The following is a 20,186-nucleotide window of genomic DNA, read 5'->3' as shown; positions in this document are numbered from 1 at the left end:
GTGCGGTGGCGGTTGCGCCGATGCTGCTGATCGCTCCGCTGGCGATGGCGATGGCCGGTGCGCACGGCGCCGAAGCGGCCTGTAAAAGACCAGGCAGGCAGTGACGTTGACGCTGCGGCGGTCAGCAAACAGGTCCGCTCGATCCTCGGCGGCGGCAAGGCCGGTTCGGTCCACGTGTCCGGGCTCGATGCCCCCACCGAACAGGTCCCGAACGCCAAGAAGATCCAGGCCACCGGCGTCGCGCTGAAGATCCCGCCCCGGGGGCAGGTGGTCGCGCTGGCCACCGCGCTTCAGGAGTCGGGCCTGCGGAACCTGTCCTACGGCGACCGGGACAGCCTCGGGCTGTTCCAGCAACGGCCGAGCCAGGGCTGGGGCACCGCACAGCAGGTCCGCGATCCGGTCCACGCCTCGACCTCCTTCTACACGCACCTGAAGAAGGTCTCGGGCTGGCAGTCCATGACCGTCGCCCAGGCCGCCCAAGCGGTCCAGGCGAGCGGCTTCCCCGACGCGTACGCGAAGTGGGAGCCGCTGGCCACCGCGCTGCAGAAGGCCCTCGCCAAATCCCTCAAGGACGGAGCCGGTTCCGGCAAGGACACCGACAAGAGCAACGGCGACAAGAGCAACGGCGACAAGGCGGACGTCCCCGCCGAGGACGAGTGCGGCGACGAGGACGGGTCATCGTTCGGTCCGATTCCGAAGGGGTCCGTCCCGGAGGGCTACAAGATCCCGGCGTCGGCGCCCAAGCCGGTGCGTAAGGCGATCCGTTGGGGGCTGGGGCAGCTCGGGACGCCGTACCAGTGGGGCGGTTCGTGCGCGGATGCGCACGGCAAGGACCCGATGGGCCGGTGCGACTGCTCCAGCTTGATGCAGGCGTCCTACAAGGCCGGCGGCATCACGCTCTCCCGGACCACGTACACGCAGGTCACCGAGGGCAAGGCGGTCAGCCCGAAGCGGCTGAAGCCAGGGGATCTGCTCTTCACCCGCGGCACGGCCGCCCGCCCGGAGCACGTCGGCATGTACCTCGGTCACGGCCTGATCCTGCAGGCCCCGCGCACCGGCGACGTCACCAAGATCACCCGGCTCGCCGAGTGGCAGCCCTCGATCCTCGCCGCGCGCCGCGTCACCTGACGCACCTCTCCCCTCCCCCTCCTCATTTCTCTCTCGCACGACCTCCGGGGCTTTCGCATGCCCGGAGGTGAACAGGAGTTCCTTTGAAGCTCGCGCAGCATCTCCAGCAACTGGCCTACGACCCCGGCGTCTCACCTAAGGGCGGCGGCCTGCCCGGTCTCGACGTGCTGAAGAAGGTGATCGGCTCGATCAACCTCTTCGGGATCATCGCCACCGTCGGGGCCCTTGCCCTTTCGGCGGTGATCTGGGCCTGGGGCCACCACAGCGGCGGTCATCAGGCCGAGCAGAACGGCAAGAAGGGCACCACGATCTGTGCCGGCGTAGCACTGCTCCTCGGGGCGGCGAACGGGATCGTCGCCTTCTTCTCCGCGATGGGGACGCAGGTCCACTGATGCCGACCTTGAAGAAACGACCCGCTTCCTCCCAGGACTCCTCCATCGCGCCCTCGTCGGTGCTCCGGCGCGCGGCGATGATCGGCATCCTCCTGGCCGTGCTGCTGGCCCTCGCCGGTCTCCTCGCCTACCTGACCCGGTCCGAAACTCCGCAACCGCCAGCGGACGCTCACCCGAAAGCCACCACCACGCCGCACTCCCCCGCGCCGCGTCCGGGCACGGAGGAGGCCGTCGCTGCGCCACCGCGCACGGGCGATCCGGTGACGTTCGCGAAGGCCGCGGCCAAGACGCTGTGGACGTACGACGCCCGGCACTTCTCCTGCGCCGAACACCTCGCGGGACTCAAGCGCTGGATGACCGGCGAGAAGAAGTACGCCGACTTCAAGTCCGTGACCGGTGAAGTGCCCGGCAAGGCGCTGTGGTCGCGGATGCACGACAACCGCCAGCACGCCACCGCCAAGGTGGACGAGGGGCACTTCCCCGAGGCGTTCAAGACCGCCATGTCCCAAGACCCCGGCGGCATCACCCAGGCGTACGTCTACGCGGTCACCGTGACCGGCAAGCAGTCCCTGGCCTGGAAGGGCTCGGGCGCCGGGGCCGAACCCCGCTCGACCACCATCGCCGTCCAGTGCCGGCCCCATCACGACTGCGCCCTATCCGGAGTTCTGCCGGAGGTCGCCCCGTGAGCCGCGCCGCAACATGCAAGGAGGTGACCGATGGGGGCCTGTGACCTTCCGCTGATGAACACGGTCTGCGGCGCCGTGGGCGGCGTGGCCGGAAAGACCGGTGAGGCGATCACGGACGGCATCGGCGCCTGGATCGCCAAGTCCATGGGCGAGGTCGCCCAGTCCGCCGCCGACCTGGCCACCCGCGCGGTGGACAAGACCACCGCCGTCGACCTGAACGCCGAGTGGTTCCGCCACAACTACGAGCTGATTCTGCCCATCGGGCTGGTGCTCACGGTGGGGACGTTCTGTCTCCAGCTCACCCGCGCCGCCTGGCGCCGGGATGAACGCGCCCTGGCGCAGGCTGCGTTCGGGACGATGGTCGGCGTCCTGTTCGCCTTCGCCGCCATCGCCTGCACCACCGTCGCCCTCACCGTCGTTGACGCCCTGTCCGCCGGGCTGTTCAAGGCGGCCAACTCCTCGGTCGACGACGCGATCCGCCGTGTGATCAAGGTGAACGAGCTGGGGGCGATGTATGGCCTGGGCTGGGGCGTGCCTGCGATCATCGCGCTTGGCTGCGCGGTCGGCGCGTTCTTGTACTGGGCCGTGATGGTCGCCCGCAAGGTCGGCATTCTCGTCCTCGTCACGCTCGCCGTCTTCGCGGGAGCGGGCGGCGGCTGGGAGGTCGCCAAGCGCTGGCGACGCGGGTGGATCGAGGCCACCTCGACCCTGATCGTCTCCAAGCTGCTGATGACGATCGTCTTCCTGCTCGGCGTCTCCGCGATGGGCAAGTCCGACTCCGACGGCGGCATGGCGGCGCTCTCGGACGCCATGGCGGGCATGGTCGTCATGGCTCTGGTCCTGCTCTGTCCCTACGCGACCTACAAGTTCGTGCACTGGGCTGCCGACGGCGGCGGGCACGACGACCTGCACCGCACCGGCGTCGCCGGGGTGGGTACGGCAGCCGGGGCGGCGAAGACCGCGGGCCAGCTCGCGATGCAGGCCAAGACCGGCGGCATGGCGCCGCAGGGACCGTCGAAGGTCCCCGGCCAGGGTGCCGACGGGGTCGCCTCCGGCATCGACCCGAGCGGCGGCTCCGGCGGAGGTCAAGGCAAGCCGAAACAGACCCACTTCCGCTTCGGCGAAGACCCAGGCGCTGCGGGCGACAAGGGCCGCGCGCTCATCCGCCGCCCCCCGACCGACGGCGACCAGAGCCAGCCCCTCATCCGCCGCCCCGGCCAGGAATCCGGTGCCCGCTCCAGCAGTGGTGGCCAGGGCTCCTCCCACCGGTCGACGGGGAGTATGCGCCAGCCGTCTTCGGCGGGCGGACCACCGCCATCGAGCGGTCCGCCGCCGCAGGGCGGTGCCACACCGCAGCGGTGGGTCTACCCCGGCCCGTCCGGTGATTCCGGCTCCTAGAGCCACCTCTGACGGGGGCGGGCTCAGGCCACGCCCGGCCCCGCCCCCGTCCTCCTTCCCTCTTCGCCTCTGCTTTCAAGGACGGCTCTGCCATGTTCTCCGAGACCTCTTCTTCCGACGGTCCGGCCACCGTGAAGTTCCCCCACCGCACCCGCCGGGGCGTGCTGATGGGCCTGTCCGTACCGCAGTTGCTCGGCGTCGCGACCGCCGGTCTGCTGCTGCTCGCGGTCCTGCTCGCCTCCGGCGTCCTCGGCGCGCTCAAGCTCATACCGCTGTGGGCCCTGCTCCTGGCGGGCGTCTTCGTACGGCACCGGGGACGGTCGCTGGCCGACTGGGCACCCATCTCTCTCCGGTACGTACTGCGGCGTGCGAGGGGACAGTTGGTGTGGCTGGCCCGGCCCGCCACCCGGCCGCGCCGGGAGGGGCTGCTGCACCTGCCCGGTACGGCCGCCTCGCTGCGCGTCACCACCGCACCGAACGGGCACTTCGGCGCGGTCCACGATCCGCATGCGGGCACTCTGACCGCGGTGGTGCGCGTCTCGGCCCGCGCGTTCGCGCTGCTGGACCCGGCCGCCCAGTCCGCCAACGTGACCGGCTGGGGCCGCACGCTGGCGGCGCTCGCCCGCACCGGTCACGTCGCCCGCGTCCAGGTTTTGGAGCGCACCGTCCCCGACAGCGGTGACGCGCTCAACCGGTACTGGAGCGAGCACGGCGACGCCGATACCCCGCTGGCCAGGGCCGTCTACCGGGATCTGCTGGAGGCCGCCGGACCGGCTGCCGCGCCGCACGAGGCGTACGTCGCCCTCGCCCTCGACACGCGGGCAGCGCGCCGTCTGATCAACCAGGGCGGTGGCGGGCTCACCGGCGCCTTTGCCGTGCTCGGCCAGCTCACCTCGACCTTCGACCAGTCCGCCCGCAACTCCGGCCTCGCACCCAGCGGCTGGCTCTCTGCAGGCGAGGTCGCAGCGGTCATCCGGACTGCCTACGACCCCGCCTCCTCCGCCGCGCTCGACCAGTGGTCCCAGACCGGGCGCCCGCAGGCCGACCCCGCTGCCGCCGGCCCCGTGGTCCTGGTGGAGAAGAGCGACCGCGTCCAGACCGATACCGCGCACCACGCGACGTACTGGATCGAGAACTGGCCCCGCACCGAAACCTCCCCCGGCTTCCTGCACCAGCTCCTGTTCACCTCCGGGGTCCGCCGCACTCTCTCGATCGCCTACACCCCCAAGGGGCTGGACTCCGCGCTCAAGGACGTGCAGCGCAAGAAGGCCAGCGTGATCGCGGACGCCGCCGAACGCCAGCGCAGGGGCCAGGTCGACTCCGAAGAGGACGCCGTGGAGTACGCCGACGTCAAGGAACGCGAACGTCAGCTCATCGCCGGGCACGCCGACGTCGCCGTCACCGGTCTCCTCACCGTCAGCGCCGAGACCGAGAACGAACTCAACTCCGCCTGCGCCGCGATCGAGACCGCCGCCGTCTCGACCATGACCGACCTGCGCCGGCTGACCTGGCAGCAGGCCGAAGCCTTCACCTGTTCGGCCCTCCCCCTCGCCCTCGCCGCATAGACCGGCCCACGCCCCCTGTCGCGCTCCACCGAAGGCCCCTTCTCCATGCCGACCGATCCCCTGCCCGACCTGGCCTCGGACTTCGTTCCGTTCGCCACCGCCGCACTCGACTTCCACCGAGCGATCAACCTCCCCGACGCCCCCATCGCCGCCTCCCGTACGGAACTTGACTCGCTGCACGCGCACCTGGTCGCTCTCTACGGGCTCCTGGACGCGCACACCATCAGCACCTCCCCCGTGGCCGGAGTAGAGGGTGACCACCTGCGGGCGTGCCGGATCCGGCTGTGGCAGGCCGCCGACCACCTTCACGCCGCCTTCCACACCGCCCCGCACCCGGATACCGGGCGCCCGCCCGGCCGGGAGGCGTGCCGGGCCCGGCTTCCGGAGGGCGCTCCCGAACTCACGGTGTGCCAACGGCATCTGGCCGCCTCCGCTCGGGTGCGCCGGGATCACACACCGGCCGATCTGCGCGACCCCTTCACCGGCCTCACCCGCCACTGACCACCAGGAGCACCACCTCGCATGTCCCCGTCGATACGCCCCCGCGCCACCGCCAGTCCGCTGTTCGTCCCTGCCAAGAGCGACCGCGCTACCTCGCGTGCCGCGCGGGCTCATCTGGCCACCGCCCGAGACCAGGCCCGCCACGCCAACCGCCCCGAGACCCATGCGACCGCCTCCGGTCTCGACCCGGAGTTGCGGGCCACCTATCCGGCGGCCGGGCGTCCTGGACCGGCCTCTGCCCGCGGCGGCAGTCTGAAGCTTCCCGCTCACCGGATGACGACCGCGACGGCCTCGGGGGCTTACCCGTTCCTGGCCGAAGGCGGTCTGGGCGCCCAGGGCATCTATATCGGGCGGGATGTCCACGCGGAGGCGGCGTTCTGTTACGACCCGTTCTCGCTCTACGGGCGCCTCGACGGGTTCACCAACCCCAACATCCTGTTGGCCGGGGTGATCGGTATGGGCAAGTCCGCCGTGGCCAAGTCCCTCGCCGTACGGGCCGTCGCCTTCGGATACAAGATCTACGTTCCCTGCGACCCGAAGGGCGAGTGGACCGTCGTCGCCCGAGAGCTGGGCGGCCAGACCATCGCGCTGGGGCCCGGCCTGCCCGGACGCCTCAACCCGCTCGACGCTCCCGTACGCCCGAGCGGCGTCAGCGAGGAGGACTGGCGCGGCGAGGTCCGCAAGCGCCGCTTGCTCCTGCTCGGCTCGTTGGCGAAGACGGTGCTGCGGCGCGAGCTGCACCCGATGGAGCACACCGCGCTCGACGTCGCCCTCGACGAAGTCGTCGCACACGCCGAGGCCAGCGGAAGCACACCGCTGCTGGGGCAGATCGCGCACGTCCTCGGATCACCGGACCAGCTCGACGCCGCGCTCGGCAAGCCCTCCGGCCGCCTCGGAGCCGCCGCCGAGGACCTCGCCCACGCCCTGCGACGCATGGTGCACGGGGACCTGGCGGGAATGTTCGACACGGAGTCGACCGTCGCCTTCGACCCGGGCGCTCCGATGCTGTCCATCGATCTGTCCCGTCTGGGCGGCGCGGGGGACGACACCGCACTCGTCCTCGCGATGACGTGCGCTTCCGCGTGGATGGAGTCCGCCCTCGCCGACCCCGATGCCGGTCGGCGGTGGGTGATCTACGACGAAGCCTGGCGCGTCATGCGGCACGTTCCGCTCCTGGAGCGCATGCAGTCCCAGTGGAAGCTGAGCCGTGGGCTCGGCATCGCGAACCTGATGGTCATCCACCGGCTGAGCGACCTGCTCACCGCAGGCGACGCGGGCTCCCGGGGCCGCGCCCTGGCCGAGGGCCTGCTCACCGACTGCTCCACACGGATCATCTACCGCCAGGAAGCCGACCAACTCGCCGCAGCCGCCTCCCTGCTCGGCCTGACCGGCGTCGAGGCACAAGCCGTCTCCGCCCTCACCAAGGGACGCGGCCTGTGGAAAGTCGCAGGCCGCTCCTTCATCACCCAACACCTGCTCCATCCACGGGAGCGCGAGCTGTTCGACACCGACGCCCGGATGAGCGGCTGACCAGCCAGAACACCAAGACGGGCGGTGCCGAACACCGGATTCGGCGCCGTCCGCCCCCGACCTTGCGAAGGAGCACACGATGCCGCTCGACCCGACCACCCGCGAGTCTCTCCTCGCCGCGATCCCTGAGGCCGCCGGGCGAGGGCGCAAGGCGCTGGAGGACTGGGACGCCGTCTCCGACAGCCTGTGCGACGCCAACCACGAACCACTCGACGACCGGTACGACGCACGCGAGCACCAGCGGGACGCCGAAGCCTGGGCCGCCTTCGAACCCTTCCTCGACCACGGGCCCGAACTGCTCGCCCAGGCCGAGGAGGACTTCCGAGCCCTCCACCAGGACTACGAGAACCCCGACTTCGAGACCATCGCGCGCCGCAGGTCGCAGCTCACCGCCCTGCACGAAGCAGTCGAAGGGGGCCGCCAGGAGCGCGCTGCCTGGGAGTACGCGGAAGAGATGGTCCTCCCCGACCACCCCAAGAGCGCCGAGTTCCGGCACAGGGCGGAGATCCTGCGCAACGCCGAGGGCTGGCACTACGCGCTCGCCTTCGCCGACAACGCTGACGTCCTGGTCGAGATCGACCAGGCAACCCGGGCGCGCGCGGGCACGGGCGGTGGCCGGACGGCTCAGGCCGAGGCCGCCCGCGCCCGCTCCACCACCGCAGCCGCGCCCACCGCTTCACCGACCGCGCCGCCCGGTCCTTCGAGGTCCGCGCCGTCCGGTCCCGAGAGGAGGCACCGGGCGCGCTAGCGGAAATCTCCGGCACCGCCAAATCCCGCTTCCGGGCGGATCCTCGCCACCCGCACGTCCCCGACCCTGCGAGGTGCAGCTCGTGGCGGAAGCTCCGCACATCACCATCGGCCACCATCCCGATGCCGGCGTCGTGGCCGCGCCCTCCCGCGATCACCACGTCATCGACCATCTGCTGCGCAGGGTCGGCTTCGAGCCTATCCCCGACAGCCGCCTCTACGCGCTGACCGAGCCCGGCCGCGATCCGGTACGCCGCACCCAGCTCGCGGTTCAGTCACTGCGGGCCGCGCGCCAGAACGTCAGCGCGGATGCCGCCTACGACCTCCACCCAGGTGAGCATCCGCCGCAGTCCGGCGGGCCGCCGCAGGAGCCGCCCCTCGCGGCGGCCTCCGCCCAGCAGCGACGGGCCCAGGCGGCGACCGCCGTCTCGCCAGCCCGCAGGGGCACCGCCGCCGCGCAGGTCGGCCCGCTGGTCGAGAGCACGTACCGCCCCAGCCCGGCTGTGTCCCGGCAGTCCGCGCACCACCGCTAGGAGAAACGTTCCTGTGTCTCTGGAGCTTGAGCCCGATGTCGCCTTCGGCGCCACCCCCGAATTCGGGATCGCCGCTGCCGTCGCCGATGACCGGCCCTTCCTGGATGAGGTCCTGCGCAAGCACCACTTCGCGTACAACGCGCGGCTGGATGTGTATCTGCTGCCGTCCGATACCGCCCACCACACAGCCGTCAAAGCGGTGGCCGCCGCCACGCACGAGTTCCAGGACGCGGGACTGCCGGTCGCCGCCGATCCCCGCGCCGTGGTGCCACCGGACAGGAAGGAGCCCGCTCCCCGTCCTGGTCAACCGCCGGACGCGCTGAACGACGAGGCCCGCGAACTGCGCGAGGCCGCTGGGATCTCGGAAGTCATCCGGGGCGCGATGGACGAGGGCATCGGCGCGGTAGAAGAGCTGGACGACCTCGTCGACACCGCGACGACGTGGTGCGACCGCCTCGACTCCGCCCAGGGCCGGGAGATGGCCCTGCATCTGCGCAGCATGAAGCACCTGGTCACTTCCCTCAACGATCACGTCATGAACGCCGTGATGGAGCTGGAGGACATGAGCCGCGGGGTATTCAGGAACGCCCCCGCCCCCTCCGACGTACCGGCGCGCGAAGGACACAAGGAGCTGCCGGAGCACCACGCTGCCTGCTCCCGTGCAGCCACCGCCTCCTCGCCCCAACACCCCGAGCCCACCCCACAGTCGGCTCTCCACCAGCCAGCTCCTCCGGCCCTGGCGCAGCCGTCCGAACATCGCCGCACCCGCTGAACACACTCCGCTCGATCTGTAAGGAGCCTGCTCCATGCCCGTGAAGACCGTCTGGCCCATCGACCACGCCTGCGGCCACACCTGCGACGTCGACCTGTCCGAGCGTCCCGCCGACCGGCGTGCCGGCTATGCGCGCTGGCTCGCTTCCCGTGACTGCTCCGCGTGCTGGCGAGCCTCCAAGGACCAGGACTCCGAGTCGAAGGCCGTGTGGCTGGCGAACAAGCGCGCCGAAGAGGCCGCCGAGGCCGAGACCTGGGTCGAGCGGTACCGGATGCCGCCGCTGGATGGCAGCGAGCGCGCGGTCGGCTGGGCCGCCCGCTGCCGCCACCAGCTCGTAACCGCCGCCTACACCACGCTGGTCACCGAAGGCGAGATGGACGAGGCCGAGTGGCAGGCCATCGAGAAGGCCGTACGGCCCCTGACACGCGCCGGGTGGTGGATCGACAACCGCGATGCCGAACCCGCGGACCTGCCCGAACTGCTGGAGGCCGCCGACGAGGCCGACCGCCCCAGTGAGAACCCCCACTTCTGACCCCAGGGAACCCCGTGCCACCCGACCCCCATGTGACGCGTACGCCCACCGATCCGCAGGGCAAGCGCACCTACGGGCACCAGATCCTCCATCTCACCGACCGACTCGCCGGCGCCGAGACCTACGAGCAGGCCGCCGAGGCGACCGAGCACGTGCTGGACGAAGCAGACGGCGTCCTCGCACGGCTCGGCCAGTTCTTCGAGGCCGCCGCCGAACAGGCCAGGGCATCCGGGGTCGACGAGGGCTTTGAGCTGGCCTGCCGGTTCGAGAACGCCGCCGCCACGCTCACCGATCTCAGCGACGAGCTGCACGGCGCCAGCGGCCAGATGCGGGCGCTCGGCCCGCCCCCGGAGCTGCGCTGGCAGGCCCAGGTCGCCCGCTACTACGCCACCGCCCCACAACGCCCCGGTCCCGCGCGCCCGACCTCCGCCGTACCGGGGCCGCCCGCCGCGCAGGTCCGTCCCGAGCACGCCCCGCAGCCCCGCCACCACCGCTAGGAGCCCTCTTCCGTGACCGCCTCCAGAGCCTTCCTGTTCCTCCGCGCCTTCCTCTCCGCTCTCGCACGTTTCTGGATCTCGTCTTGTCTGATGCGCGTACCAGGACGCCCTCGACCACCACCGGTACGGACGTCCTGCTGTATCTCCTGCTCGCCCTCGCCGCCCTCGGTATCGGCGGCGGCAGCCTGGCCTGGCTGTCCGGCAACATCGCCAACTCCGCCTTCGGCTCCGGCCCGTGGGCCCCGCTCGAACCGCTCCAGGCCCTCTTCCACCCCGAGAACCTGTGGCCCCGCCTCTCCATGCCCGCCCTGCTGACCGGCTGCTACGCCATCCCCGCCGTGCTCCTGCTCACGGCCTCAGCCGTCGGTGCGAAGCTGTGGCTGCGCTTCCGCACCACCAAGCCCGGCCTCGCCGACCACCGCGATCTGGGTGACCTGCTGCCGAAGAAGGGCGCCGCCAAGGCCACCGGTCTGCGCCCCAGCCTCACCGGCACCAAGCCGGCGGACATCGCTCCCGACGACCGCGGGGTGCTGCTCGGCTCGCTGCAGCCCGGCTCGGCGGAGGTCCGCTCCTCCTGGGAGGACGTCCTCCTGGCCATCATGGCGCCCCGCTCCGGCAAGACCTCCGGCCTCGCCATACCCGCGATCCTCCGCGCACCCGGCGCGGTACTGCTGACCTCCAACAAGGCGGCCAACGACGCCTACACCGCGACGCTCGACGAGCGCGCCCGGGTGGGCACGGTGTGGACGCTGGATCCGCAGCAGATCGCGCACGCCGAGCAGACGATGTGGTGGGACATCCTCTCCGACGCGCACGACCTGACCGGCGCACGGCGCTTGGCGCAGCACTTCGTCACCGCCTCCATCGACGAGTCCAGCGCCGGGGACTTCTGGTCCACCGCCGCCGCCAACACCCTCACCGCGCTGTTCCTCGCGGCGGCGCGGGGCGGGCGGCCGGTGACCGAGGTGACCGCCTGGCTCGCCTCCCCCGCCGACCGCACACCGATCGACCTGCTCACCGATGCCGGCCTGGACGCCGTCGCCGCCCAGTTGCAGGGCACCGTCGCCGGAGCCGTGGAGACCCGCGACGGGATCTTCGAGAACGCCCGGCAGTACGCGAGCTGCCTGCTCGATCCGCGCATCGCCGCCTGGGTCACCCCGCCCCAAGGCACCTCGAAGCTGCGGGAGTTCAAGCCGGAAGCGTTCTCCTCCAGCCGCGACACGCTCTATCTGCTCTCCAAGGACGGCGGCGGCTCAGCCTCGGCGATCATCGCCGCCGCCGCTGATGCGGTGATGCGGGCGGCCGTCATCCAGGCCGAGCGCGATGGCGGACGCCTCGACCCGCCGCTCTTGAGCGTCTTGGACGAGGCAGCGAACGTGTGCAAGATCCAGGACCTGCCCGACCTCTACTCCCACCTGGGGAGCCGTGGGGTCATCCCGATCACGATCCTGCAGTCCTACCGGCAGGGCCAGCGGGTGTGGGGCGAGACCGGCATGGATGCCCTGTGGTCGGCGGCGACGATCAAGCTCATCGGCTCCGGCATCGATGACGCGGACTTCGCCGACAAACTCTCCCGCCTGGCGGGCGATCACGACGTGCAGACCCTCTCGGTCTCCCACAGCGACTCCGGCCACTCCTCCTCCGTGAGCATGCGGCAAGAACGCGTGCTCCCACCGGACAAGATCCGTGCTCTGCCCAAGGGCAGTGCGCTGTTGCTGGCGACCGGGGTCCGACCGGCGCTGCTGGATCTCAAGCCCTGGTACCGCGAGCCGGACGCCGACCGTCTCAGCGCCGCCTCGAAGCAGGCCACCGCCGCCATCACCGAGCGCGCCCTGGCCAAGGACGGGCCGGCCGGGACCAGTACGGACCGGCCGCATGACCGGGTCCGCGGTCGCCTTCTGCAGCACCCCGACGAGACGAACGGGCTTCGCCACACCGCCCGTCCGCCCGGCCCTTCCTCCCGTCAAGGTGCCCTATGACCTGCCCCGAACCCACCTGGGCCAGCATCCGTTCCTCCGAGCAACTGGCCGACACCCCCGCCATACGCCGTGGCGAGCGCTGGTGGCTGGTCGCTCCCAGCGGCGCCGTCCCCGCCGACGACCCCGCACTCGTACATGAACTGGACGCCCTGGCAGCGGACTTGGACGCCGCGAACCGTGCCGTCACCCAGCTCGCGCGCGATGAGCCCCGCCAAGGGCCAGGATGACGCCGCTGCTGCGGGCGGAGCAGGCCGTCCTGGGCGCGGTGCTGCTGGAGCCACGCCAGCTCGGCCGCCTGGCCGGCTGGCTACGCCCCGAGCACTTCTACCGGCCCGCGCACTCCGCGCTCTACGCCGCCATGCTCACCCTCCGCACGGGCAGCCACCCGGCAACGAAGCTCGCGCCCAATGCGCCGGTCCCCCTGGCCTGGCTCAACGACATACGCGAGGAGGCGAGTACCCGTACGCGTGGCGTCACCACCGCCTACGTCCACTCCCTGGCCTCCGCCTGTCCACGCCCCGCGCACGCACCGGTCTACGGCCGGATGGTGCTGGAGGGCGCCATCCACCGCAGCGTCACCCAGCACGCCGTCCGCCTGCACCAGGCCGCCCGCGCCGACACCGCCCGCGCCAGCGGCGTGGACGAGACCCTGCACCACGCCCAGGTCCTGCACGACGTACTCGACGACCTCAGCCGACGCTGGGGCTTCGAACCCCGGCCCGTGGAGCCGAACACCGCCAGCCCCGAACCGACAGCCCCGGCAACGGGACAGGTCGCCGAACGGGTCCTGGCCGACGAGGAGTTCCTCCTCGGCGCGCTCACCGCCCACCCCGAGCAGCTCTCCCGGATGGTCGGCTGGCTCCGCCCCGATGACTTCGCCGACCCCGGCCACCAGCAGGTCTACCGCGCCCTCGGGGCACTGCGGCACCGGGGCGAGCCCGTGGACGAACTGACGGTGCTGTGGGAGTGCCAGCGCCGAGGCGCCCTCACCGACGGCTCCCTCGATGCCGAACGCGTACGCCGCATCTGCCACGTTCCGGTCGCGGGATCGGCCGACCACTTCGCAGAGCAGGTCCTCGACTCCTCCCTCCTGCGCACGGCCGCCACGTCCGCACGGCAGGTCGGCGCCCTGGCCGAGGACGAGTCCCTCGCGCCCGGCCGGCTCATCAGCCACGCGCTGCACGCCCTCGTCCCGCTCGACGAGGTCCGCCGTCGCCGGGCCGCAGCCGATGCCGGCCCCGAGCCCGAGCAGGCCACGGGACAACCGTCGGGCCCGCCGCCTGCGGCCCGTGCCGCCGCCGCACGGGCTGGCAGCTCCGCCCCCCCGCGCCGAGAACAAGGCGCCTCCGAGCGCGGCGGCGCCCTCTCCCGCCCCCTCTGCCCGACGTTCCCGAAGGAGTTCTCCGTGACCGCAGCAGCCGAGCGCACCGAGTCCGAGCAGGCCCAGCTCCTGCTCGTGGCCGAAAACATGGAACGGCTCCGCGCCGACATCACCGTGCCCTCCTCTCCCACAGATCAGCCGGACCTGATCGGGGCCTCCAGGCAACTGGCCTCTCTTACCGGTCTGGTGCGGCACCTGTCCGACGAAGTCCTCTTCCGCCCCGTCAAGACTGTGTCCCGACCCAACCTCGATCGGGTCATGAGCGCTTACACGGACGCGGCCGGGCAGGCGGGCGAAAGCGGTGGCCACTACAGCGTCGCCTACGTCGAGCTGGGCTTTCAACACCGCTACCGAGGCCGCGTCAGTCCTGGGCGTAAGGCCGAGCGAAGCTGGCTCGTGAACGTCGTATGGACCTGCGGCCTGGCGACCTGGTCTGAAGCACACTGTCGGCCGCGGCCCGGAGACTGGAAAGTTGTGCGGCGCGCATCAGGGAACGATGCGTGCTCCGTACGCCTGCCCGCAGGGTGGTTTGGCTCAACTCTCCTATGCCTGCGGGCCGATGGGGGCGGGGACTGAGCCATCCGGTTCAGGACGCCCGTGAACCCGCCGGGAACAACCGGTGGTGCCGGGTATGAGCTGTCCGGACACGACCAGGTCCGGACCGTCCGCAAGGAGAACTGACGTGACTGCAACACCGCAAGCCCGTCGTACCGGCAGGCGGTTCCTCGCGAGCGCGCCGCTCGCGGTCTTTCTCGCGGTGACCGCCCCTGTGGCTACCGCAGCCGCCGCAGCACCGCACACCACCGCAGTACAGGCGCAGGTCTTTACCTGCGCGCAGGTCGACGCCACCGACCTGCCCAGCCTGTTCGCACAGGAGTGCACTCCCAGTCATTGGGGCCCAATCTCCAATTTCGTCGTCGTCGACCGCGGCAGCAAGGCCCGGTACACCTGCCAGAGCGGCTGGGCCGAAGGCAGCCTGTGGGTGCAAGGTCAAGAGTGCCGGAGGACATCCACCGGATCCTGACTCCGTCCGCCGCCCCGCCCGGGAGAGCGGGGCGGCTTGTGAGGGTGCACCACTCCAATCAGCCGCGCCGGTGCAGCGGACGAGGCCGGGCGGGGCATGGACATCGGCACGGTGTGGGTGCTGGCTCGCCTGTGCGGCGCGGACTTCGGCGATGGTGCGTACGTGTCGCGATGAGGAGTGCGGCGACGGCGTGATGCCACGGAAGGCGCGGGGATCGTTGACGAGCTTGACCCGCTTGACCTGCCTTCCGCGCGAGTGAAGATCTCCGCCCGGCGTACTGGCTGGCGCGGCCGGTGCGCGTGGGCACCACCCGTGTGAGCTGCGCTGTTCCTCACGCCGCTACTGGGACGGGCCGTCGTTGGAGGCCTTTCCGCGGAGCACGGATGAGCACGATTGAGAATTTCCTGGAGATTGTCACAGTACGTCAGCCCTCCGGCAAGTTGCCGGAGGGCAGCAGACCTTCGGAGCTTAGAAACAGCTTCTCGTCGCCTGGCAACGCGATGCTGTAACTCAAGACGCCGATCAGCAACCTCGCCTCCAGCGGCGAGAGCCAGCACCCGGCGAAACGGAAGCAGGGCGGGCACGGCCCGAACCTCGCGGACGAGGTCGAGTGGCTGCTGCCGACCCCGAAGGCATCCGACGGGATCAAGCGCTCGCCGCGCCAGCGCCACGGCAATGGCGACCTGACGCTCCCCTCGGCGGCGGCGCAACTGAGCTGCCGGGCAACCGCGGCCCGTTTTCCGGCGCATCCGGCTCCCGCCCTCTTCGACACCTCCGCACTGACGAAGAAGGACCCCGGGAGTGGGAACGGTACGGCGACGCCATCGCCCGATGGGAGAGCCTCACCCGCCCGGCACCGGCGCCGACCGACGACGCGGGCCGCCTCTCACCGCGGTTCGTGGAATGGATGCAGGGCCTCGGAGACGGCTGGGTGACCACCACCCCCGGCCTCGGACGCCCGGCCCAACTTACGGCGCTGGGTAACGGTGTCGTGCCGCAGCAGGCCGCGAGGGCGATAGGGATCCTCGATCCGCCCACGGTCGCCTGCCGCCACCGCTCCGGCGGTTGAGCCGCCCCTCTACACCCGGTTCCCCGGCCGGGCCAAACCCTCCCTTCTCCGGATCCTCGACACTCCCAACACCCGAGCAGGAAAGGGGATGTCGATGTCGGAGTCCGCCGACGAGAACGAGCCGGTACGGATACCGGATCACAACCTGGACGACCTCGTCTCCACGGTCAGTGGTCTGGTCGCCGAGACCCGCAAGCAGGGCGAGACCCTCGCCCGTCTCACCGACGAGCGGCCGTCGCAGGACGGCGAAGAGGACGAGCCCGGCCGGGGAACCGGTGGCGCTCCAAGCAGGAAAAGCGACGGGGAAGGTTCTGGTTCCGTCTTCATTCTGGCGCTAGCAGGCACCTCGTACGCGCAGGAGTTGGCGGCGCTGAAGGTGTGGGTGGAGGACCTGCTGCTGCCGGTCTACGGACGCGAGATCACCTCCACCCGCCCATGGTGTCCGCAGTGGACCGAGCACCCCGAGGCCGTTGCCCGGCTGCACGCGCTGTGGCTGGCCTGGCAGCAGTTCACCGACGCCGAGGCCGGGCTCGCCGGACCGTCCCTGTGGCACCGCGACCACCTCGACCCCGGGCTGATGCAACTGCGCGCGCCGGACGGCCCGTTCAGCGCCTGCACCACCAGCCCGTCCCGCCCGAACCACCGGCTGCTGGCCTCCCCAGACCCCGGGGCGTACGAGGTGGCGGCGTGACGGGGCCGGGCTACCGGATCGACGGCTTCGCGCCCGCCTCCGAACGCGTGGAGGACGACTTCTTCACCGCGGCGCTCTCCGAGGACATGTACGACGAGCTGGCCGCGCACCACACCAAGGGCAACACGTTCCTGCTGCTCTACGACAGCGCTGCCGTCTGGGACGTTCCCGGTACGGCCGAATACGTCGGCATGCGCGTCCAGCGCGATTTCTTCGAGGACTCCTTCACCTTCGAGCACACCCGGCAGCCCACCGTGCCGATCGCGCAGAACTGGCTCATCTCCCGTGGCTGTCCGCCCGAGGAGATCGAGCTGGGCGCCGCGCTCGGTCCGCGCCCGGCCGATGCGCTCACCTCCCGGCTGGAGGACGTACTGCGCACCAATCCGGGCGGCCGGTACACGCTGCTGGACGACTACACGCACAACCCCAGCCGGACCGACGAGGGCATCGAGGTCAGCGTCCTTGTCCACGACGGTCACCCCGACTCGGCCGAGCGGCCCTACCGGCTCTTCCTGGAAGAGACCGCACCCAGCTTCGCCACCTACACGGTGCGCGAGGGCGCCTTCACCAGCTCCGAGGCGGCCGACGCATGGCTGCGGAAACGGGACACTCCGCTCCCGCTGGCCCCGGCACCCGCAAGCGCGCCCGACCGGCGTGCCGCCGCAGCCCTGTCCCGGACCACCACCAACGCCCCGGCCAGCAACCAACTGCCCCTGCCGGGTGTAACGCCGACGCCCGGCACCGGCTTTACCCGGTCCAGGCGGCTCTCGTGAGCGCCCGTTACGCGTTCGCCGCCCACCCCGAAGCTCTCGCCGACCTGCGCGATGCGCCGGAGAAGATCCGGGACCTGGCACTGCTCGAACTCCAGCACCTGGTCCACGGCAACGAACGCGGCGCCGCACTGCAACGGGAGTTGGCGGGCTGCCACAAGGTCTACGTCGACCCGCACACGACGTGGCGGATGGTCATCCAGTACCGCGACGCTCCCGCCGCCTCCCAGCACAAGCGGGAGATCTACCTGCTGGCCGTGGGCGAACGGCAGGCACACGCCGCCTACAACACCGCCGCCCATCGCCTCAAGCGTGACCAGCAGCGTACGGACAGCGGTCCGGAGGACCGCCGCGCTCTCGCCGCGCGCGCCCGCTCCGCCCACGCCGGTCGGCCGACCACCCAGGGCGGGGCGCCCGAAGCGGTGCCCGCGACCGCTGCCCCGCAGCAGGCGCACCGGCGCGTTCGCTGACCAACTCCCCAGAAGAGGAACGTTTCTCATGCTCGACGAACCGGAGGACGAGCGCTGGCGCGAGTACCGCGTCACCCCGCGCTACCTCGCCGGCTCCGGGGGCTTCGGTGATCCCGGGTTCGAACCGGTCGCCCACTGGCCGCACCACTCCCTCGACGACGACACCTTCTGCCAACTGCTGATCACCAGCCCGGACGGCCGGATCCGGCTCGGCTGGTTCGGAGACGACTACGAGCCCTTCAAAGTCTCCGCTTCCCAAGACGCCGTCGGCCCCGCTCGGTGGACGGCCTCGTTCAACCAGAACTTCCCACCGGAGATCACCGCCGGTTTCACCAGTGCGCTGGCGCGGGGCTGGGAGCCGGACGGGGAGCACTTCCTCGCGCGGCCGTCGATCTACTGGGCCGACAGCGTCACGCCGCTGCTCGACGCGGGGTGGGAGCGGCTGCGGGCCTCCGAGCCCGGAACGGTGGAACTCCGGTCGCCCGACCGGCAGGCCGGGGCCTGGATCGACACCCACACCTACGGCCGCCACGACGAGACGGTGGTGCTGTGGGCCGGACCGGAGGGATACCTCACCCGAGCCGAGGCGACCTTCACCACCGACACCCCCAGCCACCTCATCGCCGCCACCGCCGCCGCGCTCAACGAGCCCACTCCCCTCGTGCGAGAGCGGCACATGATCCACCGCGACGTCGAGCACCTCGTCCAGCTCGAACCGGTCACCGCCCGCGCCCAGCCCCGTACGGGCGCTCCCACCCCGCTGGACGCGAAGCACGCGGCCGTTACCGCCGCGCTGCACCGCGCCGCGCACGAGCAGCCCGGCGCACGGCGGGCCCACGCCGCCCGTATCCGCACCCCGCACGTCCGGCAACAGCCGAGCACCACGCCCGACGCCGCGCCTGCCCGTGCCGCCGTGCCCGCCCGCTCCGCTGCTCGTCCACGGCGCTGAGCCCTTCCCGGAGAACCACCATGCCGCACCCCACCCCTGCCGGCTCCCTCGCGGACCGGATCAGCCACGCCGTCGGCGTCCTCGCCCCGCTGTGGACCTCCTGGACGCTGGAGACCCTGCGCGAGCACGGGCCACTGCACGCACGGGAGTTGACGGCCGCCATGCCGTGGCTGAACGGTCCCCAGACGAACCAGGTCCTGTTGCGCATGCGGTCCGGCGGCCTGCTGGACAAGCCCGAGCGCGGCGGCTATGCCCCCTCACGCCTGGGACAGCGCGCCTACCCCGCCCACCGCGCTCTCGCCTCCTGGCACGCACGCCACTTCGAACGCGACAACAGGGCCTGGAAGCTAGGCGACCGGATCGAGGACGCACTCGCCCGGCTACGCGGCAAGGGCACCGGCCAGGTCCTCACGGCGCTCGAACAGTACGGTCCGTTGCGGCCGGGCGCGTTGCGCGAGGCAACCGGGCTGGCCAGCGGGTCCTTCCACTACCGCACCCAGCAGCTCCTCGACGACGGTCTCGTCACCCGTCTCGGGCCCGAACGGCATTTCGCCTACGCCCTCACCCCGGCCGCCCGGCAACTCGCTCCGGTCTACGCCGAGCTGCACGACTTCGGCCGCCGCAGCCAGGCCAACGCAACCGCGGACCAGTCCAACGAGCGGTCCGACGTGGCGAGTCGTGCACGTGCCGCGCGCCAGCACTCCCCCAACGCACCGACGGTGACCGGGATGTTCTCGCACCCGCCCGAGCCGCCACCACGGGTACCGGCCCACATCACCGCGCTCTCCCACCCCTCCCGCACGCGGTGAGCCGCATGCCCAGCCGCAGACCCGTCCGCAAGGCCGCCCGCGCCGACCGCCCGTCGCGGCCGGGCGCCGGCGCCCGCGCCCCACCGGAAACCCTTATGCCATATGCCTCCCCCGGCAGCGGAGACGTGCTCGTCGCGCCCGGCTATCTCGCCGGAACCACCGGCACCGACACCGTCCGCCCCCTCCTGGACGGCAGGACGGGATGGACGCAGGCCCTCGTCAACTTCGACGTGTACTACACCAGCCCCTGCCAGCGCCTCCGCGCCGTGAACTCCCCCTTGAAGGGCTGGACCTTCACCTACGCCGCCGACCCGCTCGGCGTCCCCACATGGATCACCACCTTCGACCGGGGGACCCCTGACGAGATCGTCCGCGCGTTCACCGGCACACTCACCGACGGACTGGACAACTACTTCCGCGACCACCTCTCCGGCGGCCCGCGCTACACCGGCCACACACCCGCCCGCCTCTTCGCCGCGCACGAGTGGGAACCTGTGCCCGGCCCCAGGCCCTGGCGGATGCTCTCCCCCGACGGCCACGCCGCCTTCCAGATCCGTACCGGCCACCTCGAAGACCATCACGAACTGCGCGACCCGACCCGTGCGATGTGGAAGATCACCGCAGGTCCCGACCCGGTGTTGCCCGACGCTCAAAATGCCGATGAGGGCGGCGTTCAGGGTGCCGATGTGGTGTGACGGCGACGCCCCGCCGGTGGGTGTTCCGGCGGGGCGGTCGTGGGCAAGGTGTCGTTTTCGTCGGCGAG

General features: G+C 71.5%; 22 protein-coding genes and 1 pseudogene. All 23 read left to right on the top strand.

Annotated features, from left to right (window positions below):
- The first annotated feature begins 20 nt into the window (after positions 1-20).
- Positions 21-1,128 (top strand): annotated as a pseudogene (locus tag NMN56_RS08610) (C40 family peptidase).
- An 83-nt stretch (positions 1,129-1,211) separates the two neighbouring features.
- Positions 1,212-1,520 (top strand): DUF6112 family protein, encoded by a 309-nt coding sequence (locus tag NMN56_RS08605; protein ID WP_274042327.1) that lies wholly within the window; start codon positions 1,212-1,214, stop codon positions 1,518-1,520.
- A complete protein-coding gene (locus NMN56_RS08600) occupies positions 1,520-2,206 on the top strand; it encodes a hypothetical protein (protein WP_274042326.1) in 687 nt (228 codons plus the stop codon). The genes NMN56_RS08605 and NMN56_RS08600 overlap by 1 nt, the downstream gene beginning before the upstream one ends.
- 30 nt (positions 2,207-2,236) lie before the next feature.
- On the top strand, positions 2,237-3,604 hold the full coding sequence (locus NMN56_RS08595) for an SCO6881 family protein (RefSeq protein WP_274042325.1): 1,368 nt from the start codon (positions 2,237-2,239) through the stop codon (positions 3,602-3,604).
- Positions 3,605-3,696: 92 nt separating this feature from the next.
- A complete protein-coding gene (locus NMN56_RS08590; RefSeq protein WP_274042324.1) occupies positions 3,697-5,169 on the top strand; it encodes an SCO6880 family protein in 1,473 nt (490 codons plus the stop codon).
- A gap of 45 nt (positions 5,170-5,214) precedes the next feature.
- Positions 5,215-5,670: a DUF6238 family protein gene (locus NMN56_RS08585; RefSeq protein ID WP_274042323.1), complete on the top strand. Its 456-nt coding sequence runs from the start codon at positions 5,215-5,217 to the stop codon at positions 5,668-5,670.
- A gap of 21 nt (positions 5,671-5,691) precedes the next feature.
- Positions 5,692-7,200 carry an ATP-binding protein gene (locus NMN56_RS08580; RefSeq protein WP_274042322.1) on the top strand — a complete coding sequence of 503 codons (1,509 nt, stop codon included), beginning with the start codon at positions 5,692-5,694 and terminating at the stop codon, positions 7,198-7,200.
- A 79-nt stretch (positions 7,201-7,279) separates the two neighbouring features.
- Positions 7,280-7,948: a hypothetical protein gene (locus tag NMN56_RS08575; RefSeq protein ID WP_274042321.1), complete on the top strand. Its 669-nt coding sequence runs from the start codon at positions 7,280-7,282 to the stop codon at positions 7,946-7,948.
- An 82-nt stretch (positions 7,949-8,030) separates the two neighbouring features.
- Positions 8,031-8,480 (top strand): hypothetical protein, encoded by a 450-nt coding sequence (locus tag NMN56_RS08570; protein WP_274042320.1) that lies wholly within the window; start codon positions 8,031-8,033, stop codon positions 8,478-8,480.
- Positions 8,481-8,493: 13 nt separating this feature from the next.
- Entirely contained in the window at positions 8,494-9,252 is a 759-nt protein-coding gene (locus NMN56_RS08565) for a hypothetical protein (RefSeq protein ID WP_274042319.1), read from the top strand.
- A 34-nt stretch (positions 9,253-9,286) separates the two neighbouring features.
- The gene (locus tag NMN56_RS08560) at positions 9,287-9,784 is read left to right on the top strand and encodes a hypothetical protein (protein ID WP_274042318.1); all 498 of its coding nucleotides are present in this window, start codon (positions 9,287-9,289) and stop codon (positions 9,782-9,784) included.
- A gap of 14 nt (positions 9,785-9,798) precedes the next feature.
- On the top strand, positions 9,799-10,281 hold the full coding sequence (locus tag NMN56_RS08555; protein ID WP_274042317.1) for a hypothetical protein: 483 nt from the start codon (positions 9,799-9,801) through the stop codon (positions 10,279-10,281).
- 83 nt (positions 10,282-10,364) lie between these two features.
- Positions 10,365-12,260, top strand: coding sequence for a type IV secretory system conjugative DNA transfer family protein (locus tag NMN56_RS08550; protein ID WP_430542507.1), 1,896 nt, complete (start codon positions 10,365-10,367; stop codon positions 12,258-12,260).
- Complete coding sequence (locus NMN56_RS08545; RefSeq protein WP_274042316.1) at positions 12,257-12,487, top strand: hypothetical protein; 231 nt, start codon at positions 12,257-12,259, stop codon at positions 12,485-12,487. The genes NMN56_RS08550 and NMN56_RS08545 overlap by 4 nt, the downstream gene beginning before the upstream one ends.
- Entirely contained in the window at positions 12,484-14,217 is a 1,734-nt protein-coding gene (locus NMN56_RS08540) for a DnaB-like helicase N-terminal domain-containing protein (RefSeq protein WP_274042314.1), read from the top strand. The genes NMN56_RS08545 and NMN56_RS08540 overlap by 4 nt, the downstream gene beginning before the upstream one ends.
- Before the next feature lie 106 nt (positions 14,218-14,323).
- Complete coding sequence (locus NMN56_RS08535; protein ID WP_274042313.1) at positions 14,324-14,665, top strand: hypothetical protein; 342 nt, start codon at positions 14,324-14,326, stop codon at positions 14,663-14,665.
- Positions 14,666-15,596: 931 nt separating this feature from the next.
- Positions 15,597-15,734 carry a hypothetical protein gene (locus NMN56_RS08530; protein ID WP_274042311.1) on the top strand — a complete coding sequence of 46 codons (138 nt, stop codon included), beginning with the start codon at positions 15,597-15,599 and terminating at the stop codon, positions 15,732-15,734.
- A gap of 94 nt (positions 15,735-15,828) precedes the next feature.
- Positions 15,829-16,425 (top strand): DUF4913 domain-containing protein, encoded by a 597-nt coding sequence (locus NMN56_RS08525; RefSeq protein WP_274042310.1) that lies wholly within the window; start codon positions 15,829-15,831, stop codon positions 16,423-16,425.
- Positions 16,422-17,198 carry a hypothetical protein gene (locus NMN56_RS08520; protein ID WP_274042309.1) on the top strand — a complete coding sequence of 259 codons (777 nt, stop codon included), beginning with the start codon at positions 16,422-16,424 and terminating at the stop codon, positions 17,196-17,198. Before NMN56_RS08525 ends, NMN56_RS08520 begins: the two co-directional genes overlap by 4 nt.
- The gene (locus tag NMN56_RS08515) at positions 17,195-17,665 is read left to right on the top strand and encodes a hypothetical protein (protein ID WP_274042308.1); all 471 of its coding nucleotides are present in this window, start codon (positions 17,195-17,197) and stop codon (positions 17,663-17,665) included. The genes NMN56_RS08520 and NMN56_RS08515 overlap by 4 nt, the downstream gene beginning before the upstream one ends.
- Before the next feature lie 28 nt (positions 17,666-17,693).
- Entirely contained in the window at positions 17,694-18,614 is a 921-nt protein-coding gene (locus tag NMN56_RS08510) for an SPDY domain-containing protein (protein ID WP_274042307.1), read from the top strand.
- Positions 18,615-18,634: 20 nt separating this feature from the next.
- Positions 18,635-19,423: a winged helix-turn-helix transcriptional regulator gene (locus NMN56_RS08505; RefSeq protein ID WP_274042306.1), complete on the top strand. Its 789-nt coding sequence runs from the start codon at positions 18,635-18,637 to the stop codon at positions 19,421-19,423.
- 95 nt (positions 19,424-19,518) lie between these two features.
- On the top strand, positions 19,519-20,118 hold the full coding sequence (locus tag NMN56_RS08500; protein WP_274042305.1) for an SPDY domain-containing protein: 600 nt from the start codon (positions 19,519-19,521) through the stop codon (positions 20,116-20,118).
- Positions 20,119-20,186 lie beyond the last annotated feature (68 nt).

It is taken from the genome of Streptomyces iconiensis, assembly GCF_028657195.3.
GTDB classification, from domain to species: Bacteria; Actinomycetota; Actinomycetes; order Streptomycetales; family Streptomycetaceae; genus Streptomyces; species Streptomyces iconiensis.
The sequence above is the reverse complement of the archived record's forward strand: the minus strand, read 5'-3'. Positions and strand labels throughout refer to the sequence as shown.

Bases quoted from the DNA above. Each gene is read 5' to 3' on its own strand.
- NMN56_RS08540 (WP_274042314.1), top strand. From the start codon at position 12,484: ATGACGCCGCTGCTGCGGGCGGAGCAGGCCGTCCTGGGCGCGGTGCTG.
- NMN56_RS08560 (WP_274042318.1), top strand. From the start codon at position 9,287: ATGCCCGTGAAGACCGTCTGGCCCATCGACCACGCCTGCGGCCACACC.
- NMN56_RS08510 (WP_274042307.1), top strand. From the start codon at position 17,694: ATGCTCGACGAACCGGAGGACGAGCGCTGGCGCGAGTACCGCGTCACC.
- NMN56_RS08580 (WP_274042322.1), top strand. From the start codon at position 5,692: ATGTCCCCGTCGATACGCCCCCGCGCCACCGCCAGTCCGCTGTTCGTC.
- NMN56_RS08590 (WP_274042324.1), top strand. From the start codon at position 3,697: ATGTTCTCCGAGACCTCTTCTTCCGACGGTCCGGCCACCGTGAAGTTC.
- NMN56_RS08600 (WP_274042326.1), top strand. From the start codon at position 1,520: ATGCCGACCTTGAAGAAACGACCCGCTTCCTCCCAGGACTCCTCCATC.
- NMN56_RS08545 (WP_274042316.1), top strand. From the start codon at position 12,257: ATGACCTGCCCCGAACCCACCTGGGCCAGCATCCGTTCCTCCGAGCAA.
- NMN56_RS08575 (WP_274042321.1), top strand. From the start codon at position 7,280: ATGCCGCTCGACCCGACCACCCGCGAGTCTCTCCTCGCCGCGATCCCT.
- NMN56_RS08585 (WP_274042323.1), top strand. From the start codon at position 5,215: ATGCCGACCGATCCCCTGCCCGACCTGGCCTCGGACTTCGTTCCGTTC.
- NMN56_RS08595 (WP_274042325.1), top strand. From the start codon at position 2,237: ATGGGGGCCTGTGACCTTCCGCTGATGAACACGGTCTGCGGCGCCGTG.
- NMN56_RS08525 (WP_274042310.1), top strand. From the start codon at position 15,829: ATGTCGGAGTCCGCCGACGAGAACGAGCCGGTACGGATACCGGATCAC.
- NMN56_RS08505 (WP_274042306.1), top strand. From the start codon at position 18,635: ATGCCGCACCCCACCCCTGCCGGCTCCCTCGCGGACCGGATCAGCCAC.
- NMN56_RS08500 (WP_274042305.1), top strand. From the start codon at position 19,519: ATGCCATATGCCTCCCCCGGCAGCGGAGACGTGCTCGTCGCGCCCGGC.